The 24,659-nt window shown below is 63.8% G+C and carries 26 protein-coding genes; 12 read left to right on the top strand and 14 right to left on the bottom strand.

Annotated elements, in window-relative coordinates; all coding sequences use genetic code 11:
• Nucleotides 1-3: 3 nt before the first annotated feature.
• Together M2267_RS16090 and M2267_RS16085 are read right to left on the bottom strand one after the other, a co-directional pair.
• Complete coding sequence (locus M2267_RS16090) at nucleotides 4-1,020, bottom strand: NAD-dependent epimerase (protein ID WP_429115422.1); 1,017 nt, start codon at nucleotides 1,018-1,020, stop codon at nucleotides 4-6.
• Between the two features lie 77 nt (nucleotides 1,021-1,097).
• Nucleotides 1,098-1,421, bottom strand: coding sequence for an ArsR/SmtB family transcription factor (locus tag M2267_RS16085; RefSeq protein WP_429115420.1), 324 nt, complete (start codon nucleotides 1,419-1,421; stop codon nucleotides 1,098-1,100).
• Between the two features lie 50 nt (nucleotides 1,422-1,471).
• Here M2267_RS16085 and M2267_RS16080 point away from each other — a divergent pair, with 50 nt between their 5' ends.
• Together M2267_RS16080 and M2267_RS16075 are read left to right on the top strand one after the other, a co-directional pair.
• Nucleotides 1,472-1,954: an SRPBCC domain-containing protein gene (locus M2267_RS16080; protein WP_429115418.1), complete on the top strand. Its 483-nt coding sequence runs from the start codon at nucleotides 1,472-1,474 to the stop codon at nucleotides 1,952-1,954.
• 183 nt (nucleotides 1,955-2,137) lie between these two features.
• On the top strand, nucleotides 2,138-2,497 hold the full coding sequence (locus M2267_RS16075) for a hypothetical protein (RefSeq protein WP_429115417.1): 360 nt from the start codon (nucleotides 2,138-2,140) through the stop codon (nucleotides 2,495-2,497).
• Between the two features lie 28 nt (nucleotides 2,498-2,525).
• Here M2267_RS16075 and M2267_RS16070 read toward each other — a convergent pair whose 3' ends face one another.
• Entirely contained in the window at nucleotides 2,526-3,269 is a 744-nt protein-coding gene (locus M2267_RS16070; protein ID WP_402316154.1) for a L,D-transpeptidase, read from the bottom strand.
• A 215-nt stretch (nucleotides 3,270-3,484) separates the two neighbouring features.
• Here M2267_RS16070 and recO point away from each other — a divergent pair, with 215 nt between their 5' ends.
• On the top strand, nucleotides 3,485-4,231 hold the full coding sequence (gene recO / locus M2267_RS16065) for a DNA repair protein RecO (RefSeq protein WP_429115415.1): 747 nt from the start codon (nucleotides 3,485-3,487) through the stop codon (nucleotides 4,229-4,231).
• A 119-nt stretch (nucleotides 4,232-4,350) separates the two neighbouring features.
• Nucleotides 4,351-4,860 carry a PaaI family thioesterase gene (locus M2267_RS16060; RefSeq protein ID WP_429115413.1) on the top strand — a complete coding sequence of 170 codons (510 nt, stop codon included), beginning with the start codon at nucleotides 4,351-4,353 and terminating at the stop codon, nucleotides 4,858-4,860.
• Nucleotides 4,861-5,037: 177 nt separating this feature from the next.
• On the opposite strand, the gene M2267_RS16055 is transcribed toward M2267_RS16060, so the two are convergent.
• Entirely contained in the window at nucleotides 5,038-7,050 is a 2,013-nt protein-coding gene (locus tag M2267_RS16055) for a PhoX family protein (RefSeq protein ID WP_429115411.1), read from the bottom strand.
• A 195-nt stretch (nucleotides 7,051-7,245) separates the two neighbouring features.
• On the opposite strand from M2267_RS16055, the gene M2267_RS16050 reads away from it, so the two are divergent.
• The 3 genes from M2267_RS16050 to M2267_RS16040 all read left to right on the top strand — a co-directional run bounded on the left by M2267_RS16050 (nucleotide 7,246) and on the right by M2267_RS16040 (nucleotide 11,782).
• Nucleotides 7,246-10,095 carry a DUF2339 domain-containing protein gene (locus tag M2267_RS16050; RefSeq protein ID WP_429115409.1) on the top strand — a complete coding sequence of 950 codons (2,850 nt, stop codon included), beginning with the start codon at nucleotides 7,246-7,248 and terminating at the stop codon, nucleotides 10,093-10,095.
• Nucleotides 10,096-10,101: 6 nt separating this feature from the next.
• Complete coding sequence (locus M2267_RS16045; RefSeq protein WP_429115407.1) at nucleotides 10,102-10,758, top strand: HD domain-containing protein; 657 nt, start codon at nucleotides 10,102-10,104, stop codon at nucleotides 10,756-10,758.
• Between the two features lie 172 nt (nucleotides 10,759-10,930).
• Entirely contained in the window at nucleotides 10,931-11,782 is an 852-nt protein-coding gene (locus M2267_RS16040) for an MOSC domain-containing protein (protein ID WP_429115405.1), read from the top strand.
• A 40-nt stretch (nucleotides 11,783-11,822) separates the two neighbouring features.
• Here the strand turns inward: M2267_RS16040 and M2267_RS16035 are convergent, their stop codons facing one another.
• Nucleotides 11,823-12,755: a phytanoyl-CoA dioxygenase family protein gene (locus tag M2267_RS16035; protein ID WP_429115404.1), complete on the bottom strand. Its 933-nt coding sequence runs from the start codon at nucleotides 12,753-12,755 to the stop codon at nucleotides 11,823-11,825.
• Nucleotides 12,756-12,881: 126 nt separating this feature from the next.
• Between M2267_RS16035 and M2267_RS16030 the strand changes: the two genes are divergently transcribed.
• The 5 genes from M2267_RS16030 (at nucleotide 12,882) to nadC (ending at nucleotide 18,951) form a co-directional block, all read left to right on the top strand.
• The gene (locus M2267_RS16030; protein ID WP_429115402.1) at nucleotides 12,882-13,748 is read left to right on the top strand and encodes a helix-turn-helix domain-containing protein; all 867 of its coding nucleotides are present in this window, start codon (nucleotides 12,882-12,884) and stop codon (nucleotides 13,746-13,748) included.
• A gap of 98 nt (nucleotides 13,749-13,846) precedes the next feature.
• The gene (locus M2267_RS16025) at nucleotides 13,847-15,085 is read left to right on the top strand and encodes an MFS transporter (RefSeq protein ID WP_429115400.1); all 1,239 of its coding nucleotides are present in this window, start codon (nucleotides 13,847-13,849) and stop codon (nucleotides 15,083-15,085) included.
• A 173-nt stretch (nucleotides 15,086-15,258) separates the two neighbouring features.
• Entirely contained in the window at nucleotides 15,259-16,338 is a 1,080-nt protein-coding gene (nadA, locus tag M2267_RS16020; RefSeq protein WP_043616689.1) for a quinolinate synthase NadA, read from the top strand.
• A 55-nt stretch (nucleotides 16,339-16,393) separates the two neighbouring features.
• Nucleotides 16,394-17,992, top strand: coding sequence for an L-aspartate oxidase (locus M2267_RS16015; protein WP_429115397.1), 1,599 nt, complete (start codon nucleotides 16,394-16,396; stop codon nucleotides 17,990-17,992).
• A 50-nt stretch (nucleotides 17,993-18,042) separates the two neighbouring features.
• On the top strand, nucleotides 18,043-18,951 hold the full coding sequence (gene nadC / locus M2267_RS16010; protein WP_429115394.1) for a carboxylating nicotinate-nucleotide diphosphorylase: 909 nt from the start codon (nucleotides 18,043-18,045) through the stop codon (nucleotides 18,949-18,951).
• Between the two features lie 12 nt (nucleotides 18,952-18,963).
• Here nadC and M2267_RS16005 read toward each other — a convergent pair whose 3' ends face one another.
• From M2267_RS16005 to M2267_RS15965, 9 genes are all read right to left on the bottom strand, one after another.
• On the bottom strand, nucleotides 18,964-19,209 hold the full coding sequence (locus tag M2267_RS16005) for a hypothetical protein (protein ID WP_043616603.1): 246 nt from the start codon (nucleotides 19,207-19,209) through the stop codon (nucleotides 18,964-18,966).
• Between the two features lie 157 nt (nucleotides 19,210-19,366).
• Nucleotides 19,367-20,401, bottom strand: a complete 1,035-nt coding sequence (locus tag M2267_RS16000; protein WP_402316186.1) for an NUDIX hydrolase — start codon at nucleotides 20,399-20,401, stop codon at nucleotides 19,367-19,369.
• A complete protein-coding gene (locus M2267_RS15995) occupies nucleotides 20,337-20,876 on the bottom strand; it encodes a tyrosine phosphatase family protein (protein WP_429115391.1) in 540 nt (179 codons plus the stop codon). Before M2267_RS15995 ends, M2267_RS16000 begins: the two co-directional genes overlap by 65 nt.
• Before the next feature lies 1 nt (nucleotide 20,877).
• A complete protein-coding gene (locus M2267_RS15990; RefSeq protein ID WP_429115390.1) occupies nucleotides 20,878-21,486 on the bottom strand; it encodes a YfbR-like 5'-deoxynucleotidase in 609 nt (202 codons plus the stop codon).
• On the bottom strand, nucleotides 21,483-22,331 hold the full coding sequence (locus M2267_RS15985; protein ID WP_429115387.1) for a YgfZ/GcvT domain-containing protein: 849 nt from the start codon (nucleotides 22,329-22,331) through the stop codon (nucleotides 21,483-21,485). Before M2267_RS15985 ends, M2267_RS15990 begins: the two co-directional genes overlap by 4 nt.
• Before the next feature lie 156 nt (nucleotides 22,332-22,487).
• Nucleotides 22,488-23,282, bottom strand: a complete 795-nt coding sequence (locus tag M2267_RS15980) for a hypothetical protein (protein WP_429115385.1) — start codon at nucleotides 23,280-23,282, stop codon at nucleotides 22,488-22,490.
• 15 nt (nucleotides 23,283-23,297) lie between these two features.
• Nucleotides 23,298-23,567, bottom strand: a complete 270-nt coding sequence (locus M2267_RS15975) for a hypothetical protein (RefSeq protein WP_089043914.1) — start codon at nucleotides 23,565-23,567, stop codon at nucleotides 23,298-23,300.
• Between the two features lie 158 nt (nucleotides 23,568-23,725).
• Complete coding sequence (locus M2267_RS15970; RefSeq protein WP_192447390.1) at nucleotides 23,726-24,178, bottom strand: TIGR02301 family protein; 453 nt, start codon at nucleotides 24,176-24,178, stop codon at nucleotides 23,726-23,728.
• A complete protein-coding gene (locus tag M2267_RS15965) occupies nucleotides 24,175-24,648 on the bottom strand; it encodes an NUDIX hydrolase (protein WP_429115473.1) in 474 nt (157 codons plus the stop codon). Before M2267_RS15965 ends, M2267_RS15970 begins: the two co-directional genes overlap by 4 nt.
• Between the last annotated feature and the right edge of the window lie 11 nt (nucleotides 24,649-24,659).

Raw genomic sequence — 24,659 nt, 5'->3', positions numbered from 1 at the left:
GGCTTACCGGTTCGCGTTGTAGTAATCCTTGTACCAGGCGGCGAAGCGCGCCACGCCCTCTTCGACGGGGAGAGAGGGCTTGAAATCGGTCAGCGCTTCGAGAAGGTCGGGGGAGGCGTAGGTGCGGGGCACGTCGCCTTGCTGCATCGGCAGCATGTTGCGCACCGCTGGCTTGCCGACCGCCTTTTCGACCGTTTCGACGAAGGTCATCAGTTCGACCGGCTGGCCGCCGCCGATATTGACCACGCGGAAGGGTCCCTGGCGCGACAGCGTGTCCTCGGCCTTTTCTTGAGGCACGCGGTTTTCTTCCGCCGGCGCCACATGGGAAAGCCGGAGAATGCCCTCGACGAGGTCGTCGATATAGGTGAAGTCGCGGCTCATGCGGCCTTCGCCGTAGATGTCGATCGGTTGCCCCTTGTGGATGGCGTCGACGAACTTGAACAGCGCCATGTCGGGCCGCCCCCAGGGGCCGTAGACCGTGAAGAAACGGAAGGCCGTGGTCGGCACTTTGTACAGATGGGCGTAGCTGTGCGCCATCAGTTCCATAGACTTCTTGGTGGCGGCATAGAGCGTCATCGGCTCGTCGGCGCGGTCGGTTTCGGCAAACGGGATTTTCTCGTTGGCGCCGTAGATCGAGGACGTCGAGGCCAGCATCAGGTGCTTCGGGTTAAGCTCCCGCGCCAGTTCCAGAATGTTCCAGGAGCCGACCAGGTTGGAATCCACATAGGCCTTCGGATTTTCGAGGCTGTAGCGCACGCCCGCCTGGGCGGCGAGGTGGATGATGACTTCGGGTTCGGCAAGCTCGGCGGCCCGGCGCAGCGCGTCCCTGTCCTCAAGCATGCCGACGACGGGCTTGAAGCCGTTCGAACGGGCGAGGATCGCATGCCGGTTCTCTTTCAGCGTCACGTCGTAATAGGGGGTCATGCCATCGAAGCCGACCACGAAATGCCCTTCGTCGATCAGCCGCTTGGCGAGGTGAAAGCCGATGAAGCCTGCGGTGCCGGTGATGAGGTAGCGCACGACGATGTCCCCAATTTATGTATCGGCCGTTCATACGAAGAAAGGCGATCGATTGAAAGCCGAAACCATCGGTCTGGTTACCGGTCGAGGTCCTGTTGCAGGGCAGACAGCACCGACATCGCATGGCCGGCATACTGGCTGATCCAGCGATCATGGATCGCCTGGATCGGCAATGCGTTCAGATGGTTCCAACGCTCACGCCCCTCGCGGCGAACGAGTACGAGCTCGGCTTGCTCGAGGACCTTCAGGTGCTGCATGACCGTGCAGCGGTCGAAATTGCTGAAGCGTTCGCAGAGCATGCCGGTGGTCTGCGGCTCCTGCCGCATGGCGTCGAGCATCTGCCGGCGCAGCCCATTGGCAAGCGCTTTGAAAACCAGGTCGTCTTTCGATTCGGTTGACATGTTATTTTCGTGTAACATATTCTTGTCAGTCTCGACAGGAGGAATACACCATGCCCTTTGAATTTCGTGTGAATGGACGGATCAGCCGCCCTGTCGCCCAGGTTTTCGATGCGGTGGTCAATCCGAACCAGCTCAGCCGCTACTTCGTGACGCTTGGCGGTATCAGCGGACCGCTGGTCGCCGGCGCAACCGTGACCTGGTGGGGCGAAGTGCCGATTGAGGTGGAGGTGGTCGAGCCCAACGAGCGGATCGTCTTTCGCTGGCCCGCCATGGTCGCCGAGGGCGAGGATGCCTACCAGACCCGTGTGGAAATGCGCTTCCAGTCGCTGGAGGATGGCACCACCATGGTGACGATTGCCGAAAACGGCTGGCGCGAGAACGGGCAGGGGCAGAAGAGCTCCTACGCCAACTGCGAAGGCTGGTCGCAGATGCTCGCCTGCATGAAAGCCTGGCTCGAATACGGCATCAATCTGCGCGACGGCTATTACCTCAGCGAACTCTCAGGCAAGCCGGCGCTCGAGCCGCAGGCCTAGAAACCGCCTGGAGCGGTAACGCCGCAAGCGGAAGGACATCTCGAGGCCGCAGCAGGAGCGCCCATCGCACGTTCGTGCACGCGGGCGGCGCTTTTGCTCGCTTGCGGCAATTCTTCGTGGGCTTTGACAGATCAACATCGCAGCCGCACCCAGACGGGTCGGCGGCCAACAGGAGCGTGCGTCATGACGAAAATTACCGGTGGTATCAACATCGCAATGAAGGTCCCCTCGCATCAATATGAAGCGGTGATCGCCTTCTATCGCGACACAGTTGGCCTCGAACCCATCCCGGAAAAGTTGCCTGCCGTCGGCTTCAAGCTTGGGCCGAACCAGCTGTGGATCGACGAGGCTGCGAATTTCAGCCAGGCGGAAGTCTGGCTCGAACTCTTCACCGATGACCATGCCGGTGCCCTTGGGCAGCTCGCCGCCAAGGGGATCGTACGCTGCGACGCGATCGAGGATCTGGGCGAGGGCTTTCGTGGCGGCTGGATCATGAACCCGGCCAATATCGTACACATGGTCAGGGCGCCGGACGCCTGGTAAGGCGCCCGGCCGCCGATTTCACCTGTCCTCAGTACATCGGAGGGAGGCCGCCATTGTTGGCGCTGGCCATCGGGATCCCGCCGGTCGGCTCGGTCATCGGCGGTTCGGCCTGCAGCACGACGACGCGTGAATCGAGCGGCACGCGGCTGTAGAGGTCGATGATATCGGGGTTGAAGAGGCGGATGCAGCCGCTCGAAACGGCCTTGCCGATCGACCAGGCCTCGGTCGTACCGTGGATGCGGAACAGCGTGTCGCGGTTGCCCTGGAAGAGATAGAGCGCGCGCGGTCCGAGAGGATTGCGCACGCCCGGCTCCATGCCGCCGGCAAGCGGCCCGTAGCGTTCCGGCTCGCGTTCGACCATGCTTTGCGTCGGCGTCCAGCGCGGCCATTCGGCCTTGCGCGCGATGCGCGCTTCGCCTTCGAATTCGAGACCGGCCTTGCCGACGCCGATGCCGTAGCGCATCGCCATGCCGCCATCTTGCACAAGGTACAGGAAGCGGTTCTGGGTATCGATGACGATCGTGCCCGGCGGCTCATGGGTCTGGTAGGCGACCTGCTGGCGCAGGTAGCGCTTGTCGACCTTGCTGATGTCGATGGCATCCAGCGGGAACTTTTCGTTTGGCAGCGGGCCGTACATCGCCACGTAGTATGGATCCGGTCCCTTCGGCTTGGCGGGCCCCGACGTGGTGACGCAGCTTGCGAGCGTCGAGGTGGCGAGAAGAAGGGCGAAGAGCTGCGCCAGGCGGCCGGCGCTGTTCCGGGACACACACATAATTTGAATTTTGATCCTGCTGATTGTCATTTTCGGGCGGGAGGCACGGCTTTTGCCGCTCTTCCGTTCTAATGTCAAAGACGGCGTCGGGGCGGCGACAGCATGTCGCAAATGAGGCAGCCGATGAGTGTGGCCGAATGGCGACAGTCGGCAATGGTGCTTTGCGCTCGCAACATAGCTTGATCCTCTTTCGACCACGGGTGTATGCCATAGCCATGCAATGGAGCGATCAGGCCATCATTCTCGGGATCCGGCGGCACGGCGAAAGCTCTGCTATCGTCGAGGTCATGAGCGCCACCCACGGCCGGCATCTCGGCATGGTGCGCTCCGGCCGCTCGCGCTCGATGCAGCCGGTGCTGCAGCCGGGCAACTCGGTGGAGGTCACCTGGCGTGCCCGGCTCGACGAGCACATGGGCGAATTCCGGATCGAGCCGGTTGAGTTGCGCGCCGCCCGGCTGATGGAGACGGCGACCTCGGTCTACGGCATCCAGGCGCTGGGCGCGCTTTTGCGCCTGCTTCCCGAGCGTGACCCGCATCCGCATCTCTACGAGGCGCTGACCGTCATCGTCGATCATCTGGCCGATCCCGCCGATGCCGGCGAATTGTTCGTGCGCTTCGAGCTCGCAGTCCTCAACGACCTCGGCTTCGGCCTCGATCTTACCGAATGCGTCGCAACCGGTACCCGTACGGAACTCGTCTACGTCTCGCCGAAATCGGGCAGGGCGGTTTGCCGGGAGGCGGGAGAGCGCTATGCCGATCGCATGCTGGCGCTGCCGGATTTCTTGTCCGCCGAAGCGCGAAGGGCTGCGGACCACGACAGCCTTGCCGCCGCCTTCCGTTTGACGGCCTTCTTCCTCCACCGCCATGTCTATGAACCGCGCGGCCTCGATGTTTCTTCCGCCCGCGACGGCTTCGTTCATGCGGCGCTGAAGGCGCTGAAAGCGCAATCCTCGGCCGCCTGATCTTCTACAGCGCCCGCGTCTTGTCAGACGCGCAAAGGTCGCTGTAGCACTTTGAATTGTCGCATGTTTTTGTCCTTTAACCGGCTACGATTAAAGGAAACATGCAATAGGAGTTTTCGATGCACCAAGAGCTTTACCCCGGCATGGCCGTGTCCGGCATCGGCGTGTTGTCGCTTGACCGTGTCGCCCGCGACGGCGGCCTGAAGGCGATGCAGGACCTGTTGAGCGGCGACTTGCCGGCCCCGCCGATGTCAAAGACGCTGAAGTTCGGACTAAGCGAAGTGGAAGAAGGGCGGGTGGTCTTCAGGGGATTGCCGACCGAAGAACACCTCAATCCGCTCGGCACGGTTCACGGCGGATGGACGGCAACGATCATGGATTCCGCCCTCGGCTGCGCGGTCTTCACCACGGCCAAACCGGGGGAGGCCTATACGACGGTCGAGTTCAAGGTGAACCTCGTGCGCCCGCTGCTGCCCGATATGGGCGAGGTTTTCTGCGAGGGACGCATCGTGCATCGCGGCCGCACCATCGCGACCTCCGAAGCCTGGCTTCGCGACCGGAACGGCAAGCTGCTCGCCCACGGCACCGAAACCTGCGCCATCTTCCCGATCGACAATCTCAGGCGTTAAGCAATTCCAGGAAAAGTGCGCAGCGGTTTTCCGTCCGGAATTGCGAACCCGGAAGGCAAATTCCAGGAAAAGTGCGCAGCGGTTTTCCGTCCGGAATTGCGTCGCTGCAATCGATCTTGGATACAAGAAACGCCGCGCAGAACTGCGCGGCGTCCCTATTTGCAATCGCAGTCCCGGTCAGCCGATGCGGCCGCCGCCCTGTTTGGTCACAGCGACGACGGCCGGGCGTACCGGCATGTCGTCCTTGAAGTCCGGCCAGCGGGTGGCCGGGGTCTCGTAAGTGGCAAGGCCGGCGTCGCCCGGGTGCTGGACGGCCAGGAAGAAGGTGTCCGACGTCGGGTTGAAGCAGGGGCCGCACATTTCCGCACCGACCGGCACGCGGAAGAAGAGCTTCGACGTGCCGCGGGCGGCGCCGTCCGTGTCGATCGCCCAGATACCGTCGGTACGGCCGGTGTCCTTCGCGTTGTTGCCGTCGGTCGAAACCCAGAGGCGGCCGTCGGTGTCGATGGCGCAATTGTCGGGCATCCCGAACCAGCCGTTCTTGGTGGTCGCGGTCGAGAACGAAGCGCCGACATCGGCCACGCTCGGATCGCCGCACTTCAGGAGCACGTCCCAGCGGCTCTTCAGCGAGGCGAAGTCGCCATCGGTTTCTGTGATTTCGACGATATGACCGAAGGCGTTCTTGGCGCGCGGGTTGGCGGCGTCGACTTCGTCGGCCTTGCGCTTGGTGTTGTTGGTCAGCATCACGTAGACCTTGCCCGTCTTCGGGTTCGGCTGAACGTCTTCCGGACGGTCCATCTTGGTGGCGCCGAGCGCGTCCGAGGCAAGACGGGTGTTGATCAGTACGTCGGCTTGCGAGGCGAAGCCGTTGGCTTCGGTCAGCGGGCCTTCGCCGTGCGTCAGCGGCATCCAGGTGACAGTGCCGTCTTCGTCGAACTTGGCGACGTAGAGCGTGCCCTCGTCGAAGAGGTTCATGTTGGCGGCGCGGTCGTCAGGGTGGAAGGTGCCCTTGGTCACGAACTTGTAGACATAGTCGTAGCGCTCGTCGTCGCCGGAATAGAGCACGACGCGACCGTCCTTGTTGACGATCGATTCGCAGCCTTCGTGCTTGAAGCGGCCGAGAGCCGTGCGCTTCTTCGGCACCGAGGTCGGGTCCAGCGCATCGACCTCGACGATCCAGCCGAAGCGGTTGGCTTCGTTCGGCTCCTTGGAGATGTCGAAACGGTCGTAGAAGGACGCCCATTCATACTGGCCGCCCGGTGCGCCGAGCCGCTTCAACTGCTTGTATTCCGGATGGTCCTCGGCGATCTCGCCGCCGAAATAGCCGTTGAAGTTTTCTTCGGCCATCATGTAGGTGCCCCAGGCGGTGACGCCGCCGGCGCAGTTGTTGAGCGTGCCGAACACCTTTTTACCGGTCGGGTCGGATGGCGTCTTCAGGCGGTCGTGGCCGGCGGCAGGGCCGGTGATCTGCATCTCGGTGTTGACGGTGATACGGCGGTTGTTCTTGCCGTCGAGAACCGGCTGCCATTTGCCGTCGACCTTGCGGATCTCGATGATCGTGCCGCCATGGGCGGCCATCTCGATGTCGACAAGCTCCTTGCTGTATTCGCCGAGAACGACCTTCTCTTCCTCGACTTCCTTGCCGTCCTTCGTCACCTTTTCCTTCACGACGCTGGCGAAGGCTGGGAACATCAGCTCGGCATTGGTGTATTCGTGGTTGACGACGAGCAGGCCGTGGTCGGCGCTGCCGTCGAGCGGGATGAAACCGACATAGTCGTTGTTGTAGCCGAACAGCTTTTCCTGGGTGGCGGCCGTCTGGTTCTTCGGGTCGAACTCCGGGCTGTCGGCGAAGATCTTGTCGCCCCAGCGAAGCAGGACGTCTGCATCATAACCTTCGGCGACATGGTGCTTCTCGTCGACGCCGGCTTCGATCTCGGTGAAGTCGAACAGCGAACCGTCTTCGGCGCGTGCCTCTTCGGCGGTCAGGAGAGCGAGCGGGCTGACGGTGGTCGAGATCGCGGCAACGGCCAGCGAGCCGCCGATGAACGAGCGACGCGAGAAGCGGCGATGGATGATGTCACCCATCGTCGGATTGGCGGAACAGTTGTGGCCGACATCTTCCAGCTCTTCCCTGCGTTCCGTCAGCGTCTTGAATTCGGTCTCTTCCGTCTGGGCGAGATGCTTGTCCATGATCGGGTCTCCTGGTTGAACGATGGAAACCACCGCGCGAGGCAGCGGTGTTCATCCGCCTGTACCAGCTGCCCGATGACAGTTCTGCGACATTTCCGTGAAGAGATTACAGCGCTTGGCCGTCTATAGATTTGGCGCTTGCACAAAAGTCTGTATGGTTGCGCGCGCCGGCGATTGCGCCTGCCAGGGGAAAGTATGTTCGAACTTATTGCTTTAGCTGCCTTTATTCTGGCCCTGTCCGCCTATCTCGGCAACCGCAGGACGACCGAGCGCCTTGGTGCCGAACTGGCCGCCCTCAAGGCGGAGGTCGTGGCGCTGAAGGCCGCGCCGGGCGATCGCGCTCCGGCCGAAGGAGCGACCGAGGCGCTTACGGCTGCGGACGAATTGCCGGCTGTGCCGGAGACGCTGGGGCCAGAGACGCTGGGGCCGGAGACGTTGGACGATGCTGCTGCCGCCATGTCGGCCAGCGCGCGCGAAGGCGCCCGGATTTTCGGCGATGCAGAGGGAACCGCGGCCGAAATCGAGGGCGAGGAGACGATCGCTGCCAGCACGGAAGCACCGCAGCCGGTCGCAACGGCACCCCGTCAGACCGAGAGCCTGGAAAGCCGTCTCGGAGCCCGGTGGGCCGTCTGGGTTGGCGGCATCGCATTGGCGCTCGGCGGCGTCTTCATGGTCAAGTACTCGATCGACGCCGGCCTGCTGAGCCCGGCGGTTCGCCTGACGCTTGCCGCTTTGTTCGGCCTCCTGCTGATGGCCGCTGGCGAGGTCATCCGTCGGCGCGCCGTGCCCGTGATCGCCAACGAATTCCAGAATGCCATGATCCCCGGCATCCTGACGGCCGCCGGTGCCGTCACACTCTTCGGGGTCGCCTATGCCGCCTATGGCATCTACGACTATATCGGCACGGGCACGGCCTTCGTTCTGCTGGCGGCGATTTCGCTTGCGACCGTCGGCCTGTCGCTGCTGCATGGGCAGGCGCTCGCTGGCCTCGGCCTGCTTGCCTCGCTCGCAACGCCGCTGCTCGTCTCGAGCAATGAACCGCGCCCCTGGGTGCTCTTCGGCTTCCTCTCGATCGTGTGGCTCGCGACCTTGCTTGCGTCGCGCCTGCGCAGCTGGACCGTCGTTCCGACCTTGGCCAATGCGGGCGTCGGGCTTTGGGGCCTGGCCTACATCACCGCCGTCGCGCCATTCGACCCGCGGCCGGTCGCCTTTGCGCTGCTGGTGATGATCATCGGCGTCGGCCTCATCTGGCCGGGCGCCACGGAAGCGGCGCCTGCGCCCGAAGCGCCAGAAGGGGCCGAGCGACGCGGGGCCGTTGCCCGTCCCTGGGAGCGGCTGTTCATCCCGCCGCATGCGGCCATCTCCATTTCGGCTGCCGTCGCCGCCACCGTGCTTGCGCTCCTTCTCATCAGCCCGGCGGTGGCCGCGGTCGAATATCCGGTGACGGAGTTTGCCGTCGTCATTGCGGCGCTGGCAGCCCTGGGGGCCTGGCGGCCGACGGCCGTGTACCCCGCCGCGCTTTCGGCGGTCGGCGCTGTCGCTGGCGTCTGGAGCCTGACGGCGCTGAGCGGCGTGCTCGCCTATCTCGATCCTTCGCTAGCCGATGCCCTTCCGGCCGTCGTCCTGCCCGGGCGCACCGCCATGTTCACCGCTATGCTGCTTGCTGCGCTGTTTATCGGCCTCGGTGGTTTCGTGTTGTCGCGCCGGCTCGTCGCCCATCCGCAATATTCGACGCTCTGGGCGGGCATTGCCGCGGTCGTTCCGATCGCGCTTGTCGCCATGTCGTTCCTGATGACCGGCAACTATTCCTTCGACCTGCCGCACGGCCTGTTCTCGCTCATCGCTGGGGCAGCGCTGCTGGCGCTTGCGGACTGGCTCTACCGCCGTGACGGCGCGGCAGAGGCGCGCGATACGGCGGCCGGCTTGCTGGTGGCCGGCTCGTTCGCCCTCTTCGTGCTTGCTCTCCATGCCTGGACGGACGGGCTGGTCACGACGCTTGCGATCGCCGTGCTCGGTACCGCCTACACACTCGCGACCCGCGTTCGCACCTGGCCGATCCTGCCGTGGATGACCGGCGCGGCGGCCATCGTCGTTCTGGGGCGCATCGCCTGGGAACCGACGATCGTCGGTGCCGGCAATCTTGGCACGACGCCTGTCTTCAATGCTCTGCTGCCGGGTTACGGCGTTCCCGCCGTGTTGCTTGCAGGCTCCGCCTATTTCCTGAGATCCTGGCCCGGCATCCGCGTGCGCAACCTTTTACAGGCGCTCGCCAGCCTCTTCGTGTTGCTGACGCTCGCGATCCTGGTGCGCCACGCGATGAACGGCGGCGTGCTCGACAGCGCTGTGCCGACGCTCGGCGAGCAGTCGATCTACACGCTGCTGGCAATCGGCGCCTCGGCGATCTTCATGAGCCTCGACATGAAGTCGCCGAGCCCGGTCTTCCGCTATGGCGGCATGGGCCTCGGCGTGCTTTCGATGCTGTCGGTGCTTTCGGCACATCTCCTCGGCCTCAACCCCTATTTCAGCGGCGAACTGCTGGGACGTATCCCGTTCTTCGATCTGCTGTTGATCGGCTATCTGCTGCCGGGGCTCGGCTATGCCGGCCTTGCCTGGTATGCGCGCGACAAGCGGCCCTTGCCCTATGTCATGGCGCTTGCCGTCAGCGGCGCGGTGCTTGCCTTCGCCTGGGCGAGCCTCACGGTCCGCCGTGTCTGGCAGGGGGAAAACATCGCGGAGTGGAAGGGCTTCCTGCAGGGCGAGACCTACACCTACTCGGTCGTCTGGCTGCTGCTCGGCGTGTTGCTGCTGGTGCTGGGCTCGCGCTTCCACGCCAAGAGCATCCGCATCGCTTCGGCCGTTCTCGTTTTCGTCGCCGTGCTGAAGGTGTTTCTGATCGACATGTCCAACCTCGAAGGTTTCCTCAGGGCTCTGTCCTTCATCGGCCTCGGCGGGGTATTGATCGGAATAGGGCTCTTCTACCAGAAGATCCTGTCCGGCGTTGTCGCTGCACCGACGGCGCCGGCAAAGCCTGCCGAACAGCAATAGGACAGCATGACAGAGATTTCGAAACTCGCGGCAGCCTTCGCGCCGCATGAGGAGCTTGCTGCAGCGCTGCTGCCGCATGCCTTTGCCGCCGATGACGGCTCGCACGATGCAGCGCATCTGATCCGGGTCTGGAAGAATGCCGCCCGCATCCAGGCGGAAGAGGGCGGCAACGCGCGTTTGCTCGCCGCCGCGGTGCTGCTGCATGACTGCGTCTCGGTCGAGAAGAATTCGCCCTTGCGCACCCAGGCATCGCGACTGGCAGCTGAGAAGGCAACGGGCATTCTGAAAGATCTCGGTTGGGGCGCGGATGAGATTGCCGCGGTGGCGCATGCCATCCTGACGCACAGCTTCTCGGCCAACATCCCGCCGGAAACGCTGGAGGCGAAGATCCTTCAGGATGCCGATCGGCTGGATGCGATCGGCATGGTCGGCGCTGCCCGCTGTTTCTATATCGCCGGACGCATGGGGAGCGGCCTTTACGACCCGCTCGATCCACTGGCCGAGGCGCGGGCGCTCGACGACAAGGCGTTCGCCATCGATCATTTCGAGACCAAGCTCTTCCGACTGGCCGACGGCTTCAAGACCAACGCCGGGCGCCGGCTCGCCACGGAACGCGAGCAGCGGCTGCGCGACGTGCTTGCCATGATGCTCGATGAAATCTAGTTGCCGGGAAGGGCGTGACGCGGTTCTTTGTGCGGGTGTGTAGATTGCACCGGAACATTTCTCCGTTTCCATCAATCCCAGAAATGATCTAGGCCTTTCAACATATTGTGCGGCGCTGATGAATCGGATCGTCAGGCACGTGAATCAGTTTCTGAAGACGAGGGAAGTGCCCATGAAGGTGACCGGTCTCAACATTCATCCGCTGAAGAGCGGTCGCGCGATTGTCCGCGAGACGGTCTCGGTCAATCTCGACGGCGTCGAGGGCGATCGGCGCTTCATGTTGGTGGAACCGGACGGGCGCTTCATCACCCAGCGCGAATTGCAGCTGCTGGCGCAGGTCGAGGCCAGCCACATCGATGGCGGCGTGCACCTGAAGATGGGTGACCGAGAGATCTCGGTTCGCTTCGATCCCGACCGCAGGCTGAACGTCGTCGTCTGGGGCAGCGAAGTCGATGCAGCCGTGTCGGACGAAACGACGGACGCGGTCCTCTCCTCATGGTTTGGCCGCCCGGTCAGGCTCGCCCATATGGACGCCTCAGCCGAGCGCCATGTCGGCGCCGAATGGGCGGGTACCGCGGCGCCCGTCGGCTTTGCCGATGGCTTTCCGGTCCTGATCACGACGACGGGTTCGCTCGCCGATCTCAACCGGACGCTTGCCGAGAAGGGGCAGGAGCCCGTCGGCATGGACCGTTTCCGCACCAATATCCTCGTCGATTGCGATGACGCCTGGGATGAAGACTTCTGGGAAAGCGTCGAGATCGGTGGCATCCGCTTCGATCTCGTCAAACCCTGCGCCCGCTGCATCATGACCACGCAGGATCAGATCACCGGCGAACGCATTGGCGGCAACCCGATCCAGGGACTCGCGGAAAAGCGCATGTCCTCTGACCGGCGAGTGCCCGGCGTTCTCTTCGGTTGGAATGCGGTGCCGCGGAGCGAAGGCACCGTGACGCTCGGCGACGAGGTCAAGGTCACCGGCCGACGCGGCGAGCGCTGGCCGATGAAGGTGCGGGCTTCGGCTTAGTTCAGAAGCAGTTCCGAACGGAAACCATTTCAAGCCTCTCTCACGCCCAGGGCGTGATGCCGAGAAGTTTGGCGCCGAGATCCGAGAGGCTGGCGGGGGAGGCGTTGTGCTTCTCCCATTCGCGCGGATCGCCGGGGAAGGCGTCGCGCTTCGGATGATCGAGCTCGCGCCACAGTCGCACCCGCTCCTCGCGCTCGGCGACATTGTTCCATTCCGCCGGGTGCATCGAGATATATTGCGCCATGCGCACGCGGCCGTCGGAGTGGTTGGGCCGCACGCCGTGGGCGAGCAGGCTGTTGAAGATCATCAGGTCGCCGGCCTCCATCTCGATGTTGACCGTTGAGAGACCGGTCATGTCGGGGTGCATGGGGTCGCGGTCGGTGCTTTGTGTCTTTTCCCAGCTTTCAAAGTTTTCGAACAGTTCCGGCACGCACTGGAAGCCGCCCACGTCGCCGTCCTGCTTTTTCAGGCTGAGCACGCCCTGGACGCCGATCGGCAGCGGCCGGATCGAGGTGTCGACGTCCCAGTGAATGAAGCCGTTGGGATTGCCCTTGACCTTCTTCGGCGGATTGAGGTTGGCGCGGTCGATCGTCACCCACAGGTCCTCGCGGTCCCAGATGTCGACGAAGGCGCCGTAGATGTGCGGCTCCTGGCGATTGTCCCAGAGATACTGGTGATTGTAGATCTCCAGCATGCCGGTGTTGTTGAGTTCCTTCATCTTGTGCTCGCGTCGCTGCGGCGCGTACCAGGTCGAGGGATCGTTCGGATCCTTCTCGTCGAAGCGCCAGAGCAGATCGACGAGGCGCTCGACATTGGCCGGCGCTACCGCCTGGCGAACGATGACATAGCCCTTCGTGATCCAGTGCTGCCAGTCCGCTTCCGAAAGCACGCGCAACGGCAGCCGCTTCCGGATGTCCTTCAGTTGAATGTCGAGATGGGCCGCTGTCGGGTGGCTGTCTCTGAGTGGCTGCATGGGTATCTCCTCGCCTCGGGAAGGTTGGTTGGTGATGAGAAACCTAGACCTTTCACTGCTGCCGCTGTTGCACGCAGCCTGCCAAAATTGATACTATTCTGGCTTCCAGGGAGAAAGTGGCGCAACATGAAGGCTGTTTTGCAGAAGATATCGAGGCCGACCAATGCCTCATCCATCCTGCTCGACCGCCGGCTCGACGATGCCATCCCATTCCAATGGCACCATCATCCCGAGTTCGAACTGACGCTGACCCTCAACTCGCGTGGCCAGCGCTTCATCGGCGACCATATCGGCGCCTATGACGACGGCGACCTCGTGCTGGTCGGTTCCAACCTGCCGCACACCTGGCATTCCGCCGGCAAGCTCGAGGAGGCGGAGCCGCACGTGGCGCTGGTGCTCTGGTTCCATCCGGAGTGGGTGGAGCGCCTGGAGGAGGGCTTCATCGAACTCGCCGGCGTCAAGGCGATGTTCGAGCGTTCGGCCCCCGGGCTGCAATTCTCAGCGGACGTGGCCGCCCGTGTCAGGCCGCTGTTTGAAGGCTTGCGCCGGTTGGCACCGGAGGAGCGGCTGCCGGACGTCCTGTCGATGCTGACGATCCTGGCGCGCGAGCAGGCGGTCACACCGCTGTCGAGCCGGGTCGTCACGCCGTCGGGCCGATCGGTCGATCGCGGTCGCCTCGACCGGGTGCTCGACCATATCCATCTGCATTACGCTGAAAACCCGTCGATGGACGAACTCGCCGATCTGGCAGCGCTCAGCCTTTCCGGCCTGCATCGCCTGTTCCTGCGCCACCTCAACATGCCGGTTTCGGAATATCTGATGCGGCTTAGGATCGGCGAGGCCTGCGCGCTGCTCAGTGGTTCGACGCGCTCGATCGCCCATATCGCCGATGCCGTCGGCTATCGTTCGCTTGCCAACTTCAATCGTCAGTTCAAGGCGGCCAAGGGCATGACGCCCCGAGCGTTTCGCGACCGCTTCCGCAGTGCCGCTTGATCAAGGCATCAATTCCGGTGATTGCGGCGTCAATTTAATTGGCTTTTATCTGTTTTAGCAGCCGCATAGGATCGCGCTCCATCAATCGGAGAGATTCCATGTCCGCTGTTTCCGGAGCATCCGCGCCGTCCAGTGCCCGTCAGGAGATGCCCTGGCTGATCATTGCGGCCGGCTCGGTCGTCGCGATGCTCACCTTCGGCCCGCGCTCGGCGATGGGCTTTTTCCAGCTGCCGATGCTCGCAGATACCGGCTGGGACCGGACGACCTTCGGTCTTGCCATGGCGCTGCAGAACCTCTGCTGGGGCCTGAGCCAGCCGTTTTTCGGTGCGATCGCGGACAAGTTCGGTACGTGGCGGGTGCTTGCCATGTCGGGCCTTCTCTACGCAGCAGGCCTGTTCATCATGGCCTTTGCCGATGCGCCGATCTGGCTGCACATCGGCGGCGGCGTGCTCGTCGGCATGGCGGTGGGCTCCGGCTCCTTCGGCATTCTGCTCTCCGCCTTTGCCCGCAATGTAACGCCGCATCAGCGCTCGCTTGCCTTCGGCATCTGCACGGCGGCGGGTTCGGCCGGCATGTTCCTGTTCGCGCCACTCAGCCAGGGCCTGATCTCCGCCTATGGCTGGTCGGACAGCCTGGTCTATCTCGGCGTCCTGATGCTGCTGGTGCCGTTCTTCGCGATCCCGCTGCGCGGCAACGCGTCCTCCGGCCGCCAGAGCGAGGCTCAGTACAAGCAATCGATCGGCGAGGCGCTGAAGGAAGCGCTTGGCCACAAGAGCTACCTGCTGCTCGTCTCCGGCTTCTTCGTCTGCGGCTACCAGGTTGCCTTCATCACCGCGCACTTCCCGGCCTATATCGGCGATATCGGCATCGACGCGCGTTACGCGGTGATCGCGCTGGCGCTGATCGGCTTCTTCAACATCATCGGCTCGCTGTCGGCAGGCTTCATCGCCCAGCGCTACTCGAAGCCCTATTTCCTGGCGCTGATCTATATCGCGCGCTCGGTGGCGGTGACGGCCTTCCTGCTTTTGCCGCAGACGCCGACCTCGGTCATCGTCTTTGCCATCGTCATGGGCCTGCTCTGGCTTTCGACGGTGCCGCCGACCAATGCGCTGGTCGCGATTATGTTCGGCACACGGCACCTCGGCCTGCTCGGCGGCATCGTCTTCCTCTCGCACCAGGTCGGCTCGTTCCTGGGCGTGTGGATGGGTGGCTACCTCTACGACCACTTCGGGTCCTACGATCCGGTGTGGTGGCTCGGCGTAGCGCTCGGCATCATCGCGGCAATCGTCCATTGGCCGATCGAGGAGAAGGGCGTGGCACGCCCCGCCATGGCCTGAACGAAAACGAAAATCAGAAGCGCTGCGAAAAGCGGCGCTTCTATTCTTGAATTCTGTCACAAAACTTTCTAAATCAACCCATGCGGCTTTGCCGCTTTTGTTTTGGTTCAATTATGCTCAGATTGAGCATAATTGAAGAGCCGCCCAGGAAGAGGGGCGGAGAGGAGATGTCGATGACGCGCCTTGCACCCCGCACCGCGACCGTGGCGAAACCGGTTTTTGTCAGCGCCGCTGAGCGCTTCGGCATCATCGAAAGACCCGAGCTTGCCTTTACGCCGGCGGTCGCGCGCGAAACCGAGCATCTTTACGAGAAGGTCAAGGATTTCATTCCGGCGATCGAGTGGCCGGTCTATGCGCCCTATGTTCACGCCATCAACCGGCTGAAGAAGGAGCGCAACGCCGTCATCCTCGCGCATAACTACCAGACACCGGATATCTTCCACTGCGTCGCCGATATCGTCGGCGACTCGCTGCAGCTGGCGCGCGATGCCGCCAAGGTCGATGCCGAGATCATCATCCAGTGCGGCGTGCACTTCATGGCCGAAACGTCGAAACTGCTGAGCCCGGAAAAGACCGTGCTGATCCCCGACGCCAAGGCAGGTTGCTCGCTATCGGAATCGATCACCGGCGCCGATGTCCGCCTGTTGAAACAGCGCTACCCCGGGGTTCCCGTCGTCACCTATGTCAACACGTCTGCCGACGTGAAGGCCGAGACCGACATCTGCTGTACCTCGTCGAACGTGCTCGATGTCGTCGAGAGCCTGGAATCCGACACGGTGCTCTGCATTCCCGACGAGTACCTGGCGATGAACGTGGCGCGCCAGACCAACAAGAAGATCCTGACCTGGAAGGGCCACTGCGAGGTGCACGAGCGCTTCACCGCCGCCGAACTGCTCGCCTACAAGGAAGCCAATCCGGGCATCGAGATCATCGGCCATCCCGAATGCCATCCGGACGTAATCGCTGTCTGCGACTTCGCCGGCTCGACGTCGGGCATGATCAACTACGTCAAGGACAACCGCCCGTCGAAGGTGCTGCTCGTCACCGAATGCTCGATGGCGTCGAACATCCAGGCGGAGATCGAAGGCGTCGAGTTCGTCAAGCCGTGCAACCTCTGTCCGCACATGAAGCGCATCACGCTGCCGAAGATCCTCGACAGCCTGCTGACCATGACGGAAGAGGTTCTCGTCGATCCCGCGATTGCTGATCGCGCCCGCCTTGCGGTCGAGCGCATGGTGAACCTCAAGCAGTAACAATTTCAACCGGCTCACACCGGATGCAGGCATGCGCATTGGAGGAGAATGAATCATGCTGACCGACCATTTCCGCCCGCAATCCTTCAACGGGATTGACGACATCGTCATCGTCGGTGGCGGCCTGGCCGGCCTCTTCTGCGCGCTGAAGTTGAGCCCGAGGCCGGTGACGATCCTTGCCGCAGCCCCGATCGGCCATGGCGCCTCGTCGGCCTGGGCGCAAGGGGGGATTGCCGCCGCCATGAGCCCCGGCGACACCTTCGAAAAACACGTCGCCGATACGCTTGCCGCCGGTGCCGGCATCGTCGACGAGAAGATGACGCGCATGATGGTGGCCGAAGGCCCGGCGCGCATCCATGACCTGCTCGACTATGGCGTGCCCTTCGACCGTGACCTCGAAGGAAAGCTGCTGCTCTCGCGTGAGGCGGCGCATTCCGAGCGCCGCATCGTCCGCGTCAAGGGCGACATGGCCGGCAAGGCGATCATGGAAGCGCTGATTGCCGCCGTCCGCCGGACGCCGTCGATCCGCGTGATCGAAGGCTATGTGGTCGAGGAGCTGGTGCGCGAAGGTCGCTTCATCTCCGGCGTCATCGCGCGCCCGGATGCCGGACAATCGAAGAAGCGCGTGGCTTTTCCGGCCCGCGCCGTCGTGCTCTGCTCCGGTGGCGTTGGCCACCTCTATGCGGTCACCACCAACCCGTGGGAAGCCTGCGGGCAGGGGCTCGGCATGGCCGCCCGCGCCGGCGCGATCATCGCCGATCCGGAATTCGTGCAGTTCCACCCGACCGCCATCAACATCGGCAAGGATCCGGCGCCGCTCGCGACCGAGGCGCTGCGCGGTGACGGCGCCCAGCTTCTGAACGCCGCCGGCCATCGCTTCATGCTCGATATCCACCCGGACGGCGAGCTTGCGCCGCGCGACATCGTTTCGCGTGGTGTCTTTGCCGAGGTCCAGGCCGGCCGCGGCGCCTTCCTCGATTGCACCAAGGCCGTGGGCAAGCATTTTCCTGAGATGTTCCCGACCGTCTATGCTTCCTGCATGGCGGCCGGCATCGATCCGGTGACGCAAGCCATCCCGGTCGTGCCGGCGGTTCACTATCACATGGGCGGCGTGCTCACCGATGCCGAAGGCCGCACCTCGATCGATGGCCTCTGGGCAGCCGGCGAGGTGACCTCGACCGGCGTGCACGGCGCAAACCGCCTTGCCTCCAACTCGCTGCTCGAAGCCGTGGTCTTTGCCGCGCGCATTGCCGAAAACATCAAGGGCACGCTGCCGACACCGCAGTTGACCGAATGGGGCGACAATGCCGGCGAGAACGACGATCCGGTGACGGTCGAAGACAGCCCGCAGCTGACGATCCTGCGCAAGGTCATGAGCGACTGCGTCGGTGTGATCCGCACGCGCGAAAGCCTGGTGCGGGCGATCCGCGAGATCGAGCAGCTCGAGCGCGACAACACCCGCATGCGCTTCACCAACATCATCACGACAGCCAAGCTGATCGCCGTCGGCGCGCTTCGCCGCACCGAAAGCCGCGGCGGTCACTTCCGCGCCGACTGCCCGCAGGAACGCCCGGAATGGCGTCGCCGCACCTATCTGACGCTCGCTGAAGCCAATCGCCTGGCGCGTGAACTGGCAGAGACGGAAGCAGCCTGAGGCAGCCTGGTCGGCCGCTTTCGAATTGAACCTTTGGAATGAGTGACACGATGACAGCAGCCCTCCGCCCCGAACTGCCCGCACTGATGATCGAGGATCAAGTGCGCGCGGCACTGCTTGAGGATCTCGGCCGCGCCGGCGATATCACGACACTTTCGACGATCGGGCCGGACCTGACGGCAACGGCCGGTATGAATGCGCGCGATCCCGGCGTCATTGCCGGACTGGAGCTCGCGCGTGCAGCCTTCCGTCTGGTCGACCCGTCGATCCGCTTCGAGGCCCTGGTGGCGGACGGCGACCGGGTCGAACCGGGTATGGCGATCGCCCGGATCTCCGGTCGCGCTCGCGGCCTGCTGTCGGCCGAACGTGTCGGCTTGAACTTCCTCATGCATCTCTCGGGCATCGCCACCTACACGGCGAAATTCGCCGACGAGATCGCCCATACGCGCGCCAAAGTCTGCTGCACCCGCAAGACCATCCCGGGCCTGCGCGCGCTCGAGAAGTATGCCGTGCGCCTCGGTGGCGGCTCCAACCACCGCTACGGGCTGGACGACGCGGTGCTGATCAAGGACAACCACATCGCCGTTTCCGGTGGTGTTGCGAGCGCCGTCAACGCGGCGCGCGCCTATTGCGGCCATCTCGTCAAGATCGAGATCGAGGTCGACGGTCTCGATCAGATGCGCGAGGCGCTCACCGCCCAGCCCGACGTCATCCTGCTCGACAACATGGGGCCGGAGTTGCTGCGCGAAGCCGTCGCAGTCAACCAGGCGTTCTGGCAGCTTTCCACCGATGCCTATGCGGTCGATGCCCGCCGGACGCGGTTGGAGGCTTCAGGAAACGTCAATATCGATACGGTGCGGGCAATCGCCGAGAGCGGCATCGACTACATCTCGACCTCGAAGATCACGATGGCCGCCCCGACGCTCGACATCGGTCTCGACATCGCCATCAAGAAATAGTCGAAGACACGATCAACGCTGCATGATGAAGGGGCAGGAGAAGCGCTCGCCGACGGTGATCTGCGTACCGCAATCATAACGGCAGGTCTTGAACTGTCCGTTCGTGTCCTGACTGTTGAGATTGCAGATGGTCGTCTGGGGTTGCATGCCGCCGCCCTGCTGGTTCTTGAAGTAGTCGGGCATCTTCGGCTTCTCGTCGGTTCCCGATTGCGGTGAGGTGCCGAGCAGCGACGTCAAAAAGGCCAGTGCGAGCAGCATGATTGTCACCTCGGTCGTAGATATCGGGTCGCTCGGCGGCAGGTGGCGACTATTCGGCCTCGTCCCGCAGCACCGATCATAGCACCATCCCTCCTATGTAGGGCGTGCCGCCGGATGTTTTTAGGTGCCGGTCCCGCTCAGGGATTGGTGGCTGCGATCATCGCCCGCCGACCTTGAGCCCCGGGGCAGGGCGTTCGTCGAGGATCTGGCGGCGGAAACGGAAGAGGGCGGCCGGCCGTCCTCCGGTGGAAGAGAGCGTCATGCCCGTCGGCTCTACCAGTTCGGCCCCTTCGACGAGGCGCCGGAAATTTTGCTTGTGCAGGTGGCGCCCGGAGATCGCCTCGACGGTTGCCTGCAGATCGGTCAGCGTGAACTCGGGCGGCATCAGTTCGAAGACGACCGGCCGATACTTGATCTTGCCGCGCAGCCTCGCCATCGCCGTGGCGACGATGCGGCGATGGTCGTGGCGCATTGCCAGCCCGACGGTCAGAATGTCGCTGCCGTTGCCGCGGCCGTCGATCGCCGCCTCCGGCACGAGCCCTGCCTCGTACAGCAACTCATAACGCTCGAGCACGCGCTCCTCGTCCCAGGGAAAATCACCGAGGCCGAAGGCCAGGCGAATGCGCGCCCGGCGCCCGGCAATCCGGGCGGCCTGCTCCTCGCCGGATACGCCGGTTTCCCAGCGGGCAAGCGCCGGCAGGATGGCCTGGTCGAGCACCGCCGGGCGTCCCTGCCGCCAGTCTTCCCAGGGCAGGTAACCGTACCAGTCGCGCCAGTGCGCGCCCGCTTCGGCCAGCCGTTCGGTATTCTCGGCATCGGTTCTGGTCAGCGCCAGATAGCCGACAGAGACCATGTGCTTGCCTTCTTCGCCTGGCAGCCGCTGGCGGCCACGATCGCCGAAGGTGTAGAGCTGCTCGATATAGCCGAGCTTCAACGCCGTGCGCTTTTCGACGCGATCCCGCAGGCTCGTCTCAAACGTCCGGTGGAGCGCCGGATCGAAGGGGCCGAAGGGCAGGCTGTCGCGCGCGTCGCCGTCGCTTTCGCTGACGGCGAGGATGCGCGGGCTGCGGTTGACCACGGCGACGATCGCCGCATTGAGGCCGATCTCGACCGTTGTCGGCTGTGTCTCAATCGGCAACGGCTGCTCCTTCGGAAGCAAGCGGCAGAAGGAACGGTGCGTTGCCGTCGGCATCCGCACCGCGACCGATCGCGCGAACGGCTGCGACGAGCCGGCCGTTGCGCTCGAGTACGGCGTCACCGATCTCGACAAGCCGGCTGTTGGGGGTCGCAAAGGGCGAGGCTCGGCGCAGCCGTTGCACCAGTTGCGTGTCGTCTTGGTTCGGCTCGGCCGCAAGCGCGGCGATGAGGGCGGCTGCGGGCGAGCGGGAGACGCCCATCCAGCAATGAACGAGGAGCGGCCGTGCGCGGTCCCATTCGCGCGCAAAGGCGACGATCTGCCGGACATGGTCTTCCTGCGGCGCGATGAGGTCGCCGGTGCCGGCAAAGGTGATGTCGTTCATGCCGAGCGTGAGATGCCGCGCCTTGGCGATGACGCCGGGGCGATGAAAGTCCTGGCCCTTGGCGACGAGGCTGATCATCTCTGTGCAGCCATGGCGGACGGCCATTTCGGCGATGCGGGAAAGTGGTGAAACAATGATGTCGGGCATGTCAAATTTCCGCCCGCGCAGGCAGGCGCCGCGCTTCCAGCGCCAGGAACCGCTCGGTGAACAACCGCTGCGCCTCGACCGCTGGCACGGGGTCAATCAGCAGCGTCTCGCGGGTGATGCCGCGCGGCTGGCCGAAGAATTTTCGCGCCTCCTCGACGGAGAAGCCGGCAAGAACGGTCGCTTCGAAATAGGCGGCGACATGGTCGGCCTTCTTGATCTTGTCCTTCAATTCCTTGGAGCAATGCGGCGGCAGGCCGAAACGGAGATGGATGGCGCTTTCCAGCCGCTTTTCGACCGATTTGTAGCCACCGCCGACCACCGCCTTGAACGGCGAGATCATGTCGCCGATCACGTATTCCGGCGCGTCGTGCAAAAGCGCCAGCAGGCAATCGTCGCTGCTGCATTTGTTGCTGCGGCGAAAAATGTCCTCGACCATCAGGCTGTGCTGGGCGACCGAGAAGGCATGGTCGCCGGCGGTCTGCCCGTTCCAGCGGGCGACGCGCGCGAGACCGTGGGCGATATCGCCGATCTCGACGTCGAGCGGCGACGGGTCGAGCAGGTCCAGCCGGCGGCCGGAGAGCATGCGCTGCCAGGCGCGGGCCGTCGTCACGCGCTCGCCTCGTCGGCAGACGTCGGGAAGGTGAGCCCGGCCCATTCGGGCAGGACCAATGTCACCGGCACGTCGCCGGCAAGCAGCGGGATGTCGTTCGCCATCGCTTCGCCGGCCTTGTCGATGCGCACGATCGCGAGCGCCGACTTGCCCTGTACCGTGCCGAGCGTGCCGATCGACTTGTCGTTCGCGGTGATCGTCGTTCCCGTCGGGGGAAGGGCGGCGTGGGCAGAAACGATCACGACCCGGCGGCGCGGCGTGCTGCGGTGCTGCATGCGCGACACCACTTCCTGGCCGACATAGCAGCCCTTCTTGAAGGAAAGGCCGCCGTTCTTGTCCATGAGCACATCATGGGGGAAGGCGTCCTGCACCGCATAATCGGCGCCGGCATTGGCAATGCCCGCCGCGATCCGCAGCCGTTCGAGGTCTTCTGCGCCGGCCGTGTCGCCGCTGGCTTCCCCATAGGCGCGAAAGAGCGCAATGCCCGCCTTCTCGAAACGGTGGTCGCGATAGGCACCCGTGGGTGCTGCTTCGTCGAATATCACGGTGACGGCGTCGGATGCCTTGATCGAAAGCTCCACTGCCGAGCGAAGCTTGTACATCGTCAGGCGCTTCAGCAGCGCTTCGGCCTGGTCATGTGCCGTTTCCAACCGTAGGCCGTCGCCGTCGCGGGAGATCAGGAACTCGAACAGGATCTTGCCCTGTGGCGTCAACAGAGCGCCGGGACGCGCCTCGTCGGGTGCAAGCGCGTTGAGATCGGTGGTGATCAGTCCCTGGAGAAGATCTTCGGCGTCTTTGCCGGAAATGGCGACGATCGCGCGATCGTCGAGGCGAACTCTGGGCATCGTTCGAATCCTGTTCGACGGGAGGGGAGAATCCCGCGCTAACCTAGCAAACGATCACCTGAATGGCCGCGGCCGACTCAGGCCCCGGTTCCACCGGTGATCTCTTGGCGAAGAGGTAGGATGTTCGGCTGTCATCGGCAAGCAGGTCGCCGGCGCTCAGTCGCCGGCGATGAAGAATTTCCACTTGCCATCCGGCATGATGCCGACGCGATAGAAGTTGTAGCTGCCGAATTCTTCCATGTCGGCAAAGTCGCCGGCGGTGACCAGGCGGAACAGGTCGACCTTTTCCGGTGCCGTCAGGGTCGAAAGCTTCTTTTCCGCGAAATAGGGCCAGACATAGGCCTCCTGCGGCGTACCCTTGTCCACCAGCACGAAGCCGGTCGACAGCACGTCGAGCAGGATCGCGAGGATTTCGACGCCTTCCTGGTCGCCCGAAAGGCTCTTCAGGATCGAGACCGGGTCTTCGTCGCCGGTGACGCCGGTGACCTGGGTCTGGTTCGGGCCCTTGCCGAGCAGCGAGCGCAGCCGCTCGATATCGCCGGAAGCCGCTGCCTCGACGATCAGCTCACGCATGCGGGCGACCGGCGCAGGGATCTTGGAGACATCGGTCAGCACTTCGACAGGCCCGGTCGGCTCCGGCTCTTCGGCTTCGGGAGCGTCTTCCTTGGTGGCTGTCGCCGACTTGTTGATCAGCGGATCGGGCATCGGGATTTCGAGCGGAAGCTTCTCTTCCTCATCCGGCTCTTCGGCAACGGGTTCGGCTACGGGCGGAGTCGCCTTCTGGTCGCCCGCGGCAGGCTGTTGCTCGGTCGGGACGGGTTGCGGCGCGCCCTGCAATTCGCTGAGAGCGAAGGCGGGAGAAACCGCTGCCGGGGTGGTCAAGGCGACACCGGCCAACAGCAGTGTAGCGAGGCGAACCGGAAGGGTCCGGTTTGCGAGATTCCGATGCATCGGGCAGTCCTGATATTACTGAATCGTGCGCTGGGGCGAGAACTCGCCGGCGAGCACGCGCTCGCGAAGCGAATTGAGCATTGCTTCGGCGCCGTCTTCGCCATGAAGCCGAACGGTTTCCCGCATGGCAAGGGCAATGGCTGCATCGGCGATGATTTCCGGCTCGATACCGTCGGCCATTCCGTCCGCCCAGGCCTCGCTCTGGTGTTCCAGCGCAGCCTGCATTTTCTCGTGGACGATCATGTCATCGATGTCGGTCAGGCTTGGTTCCATCATTCGTTCCATGCGACTTCCATTGTGCAAGCGGTTCATTTTATGGCCGTTCGGCTGAACTCCGACTGAACGGCCGTGACGGACTCGCCACTTCTTACCACTCTCTTAACGAACTTAGCAGCCTTTTCCCGAAACGACACGGGGTCGTGAGAAAAGAGGTTAATTTATTGCTAATTTCCAAAGCGGGCGACGATTTCTGACGCAAGTGTTGCGCCTTCGGCACGATATCGCTGTTCGGCGACGATCGCGGGGCCCGTGCAGCTCGTATAGACGGATGCGAAGGTGCGATACCCGCGGTTGAAGGCGGCCGTCATCCGCTCGCGCCGTTTGATTTCGGTGGCGGTTTCCTTGTCGATCAGTTCCTGCATCGAGCGGCGCCAGACATCCTCCGGTTCCTTGACGCAGAGATTGCGGAGGTAGTGCACGGAGCCGAGGATCTCGGAGAGCCGGACCAGCCGCTGGTCATAGGGCGTCGGCTTTTCCTCCACGGCGGCCGGGGCAGGGGCTGCGGTCTCGGTCTTGGCCGGCTCTTTCGTCGGTGATTTTTGCGCTGCCGCGCCAGTGGCGACTGTCAAGGCGATGCCGGCGAGCGTAAGCCTTGTAAGGATCGGGACAGGGATCATGATTTCACCAAGCCCGAATTGGCGGCGGTTTCAAGGCCGTCGCCCGATGTCGCAGCGTTCGCTCCGGCGCCGGAGAGCCTTTCCACACATTCGCGCACGCTGTCGGGGATCGGTAAGGCGAAGATCTCTTCAGCCGTGAACCAGCCGAGCCCTGCGGCGTCGTCGCTGGCGACGGCAACTGCGTCGGCATCGGCCTCGGCCCTGAAGACCGACAGCAGGAAGTGGCGCCCTTCGGACTCCTTGCCCGGCAGATCGTAGACTTCGAACAGCACCGGATCGCGCGCCTTGATGCCGGTTTCCTCGAGCAATTCGCGAAGTGCTGTCTCCGCCGGCGTCTCGCCGGCTTCCGCCCGGCCGCCCGGAAAGGCGTACATGTCGGCCGACGGCGGGTTGGCCCGGCGGACGAGCAGATAGCGGCCGTCGCGTTCGAGAATGACGGAGGAAGCAAGTTCGGGCTTGGTCGGCATCAGGGAATCAAATC

The organism is Ensifer sp. KUDG1, assembly GCF_050434285.1.
GTDB lineage: Bacteria > Pseudomonadota > Alphaproteobacteria > Rhizobiales > Rhizobiaceae > Ensifer.
This window is presented reverse-complemented; position numbering and strand designations above follow the sequence as displayed.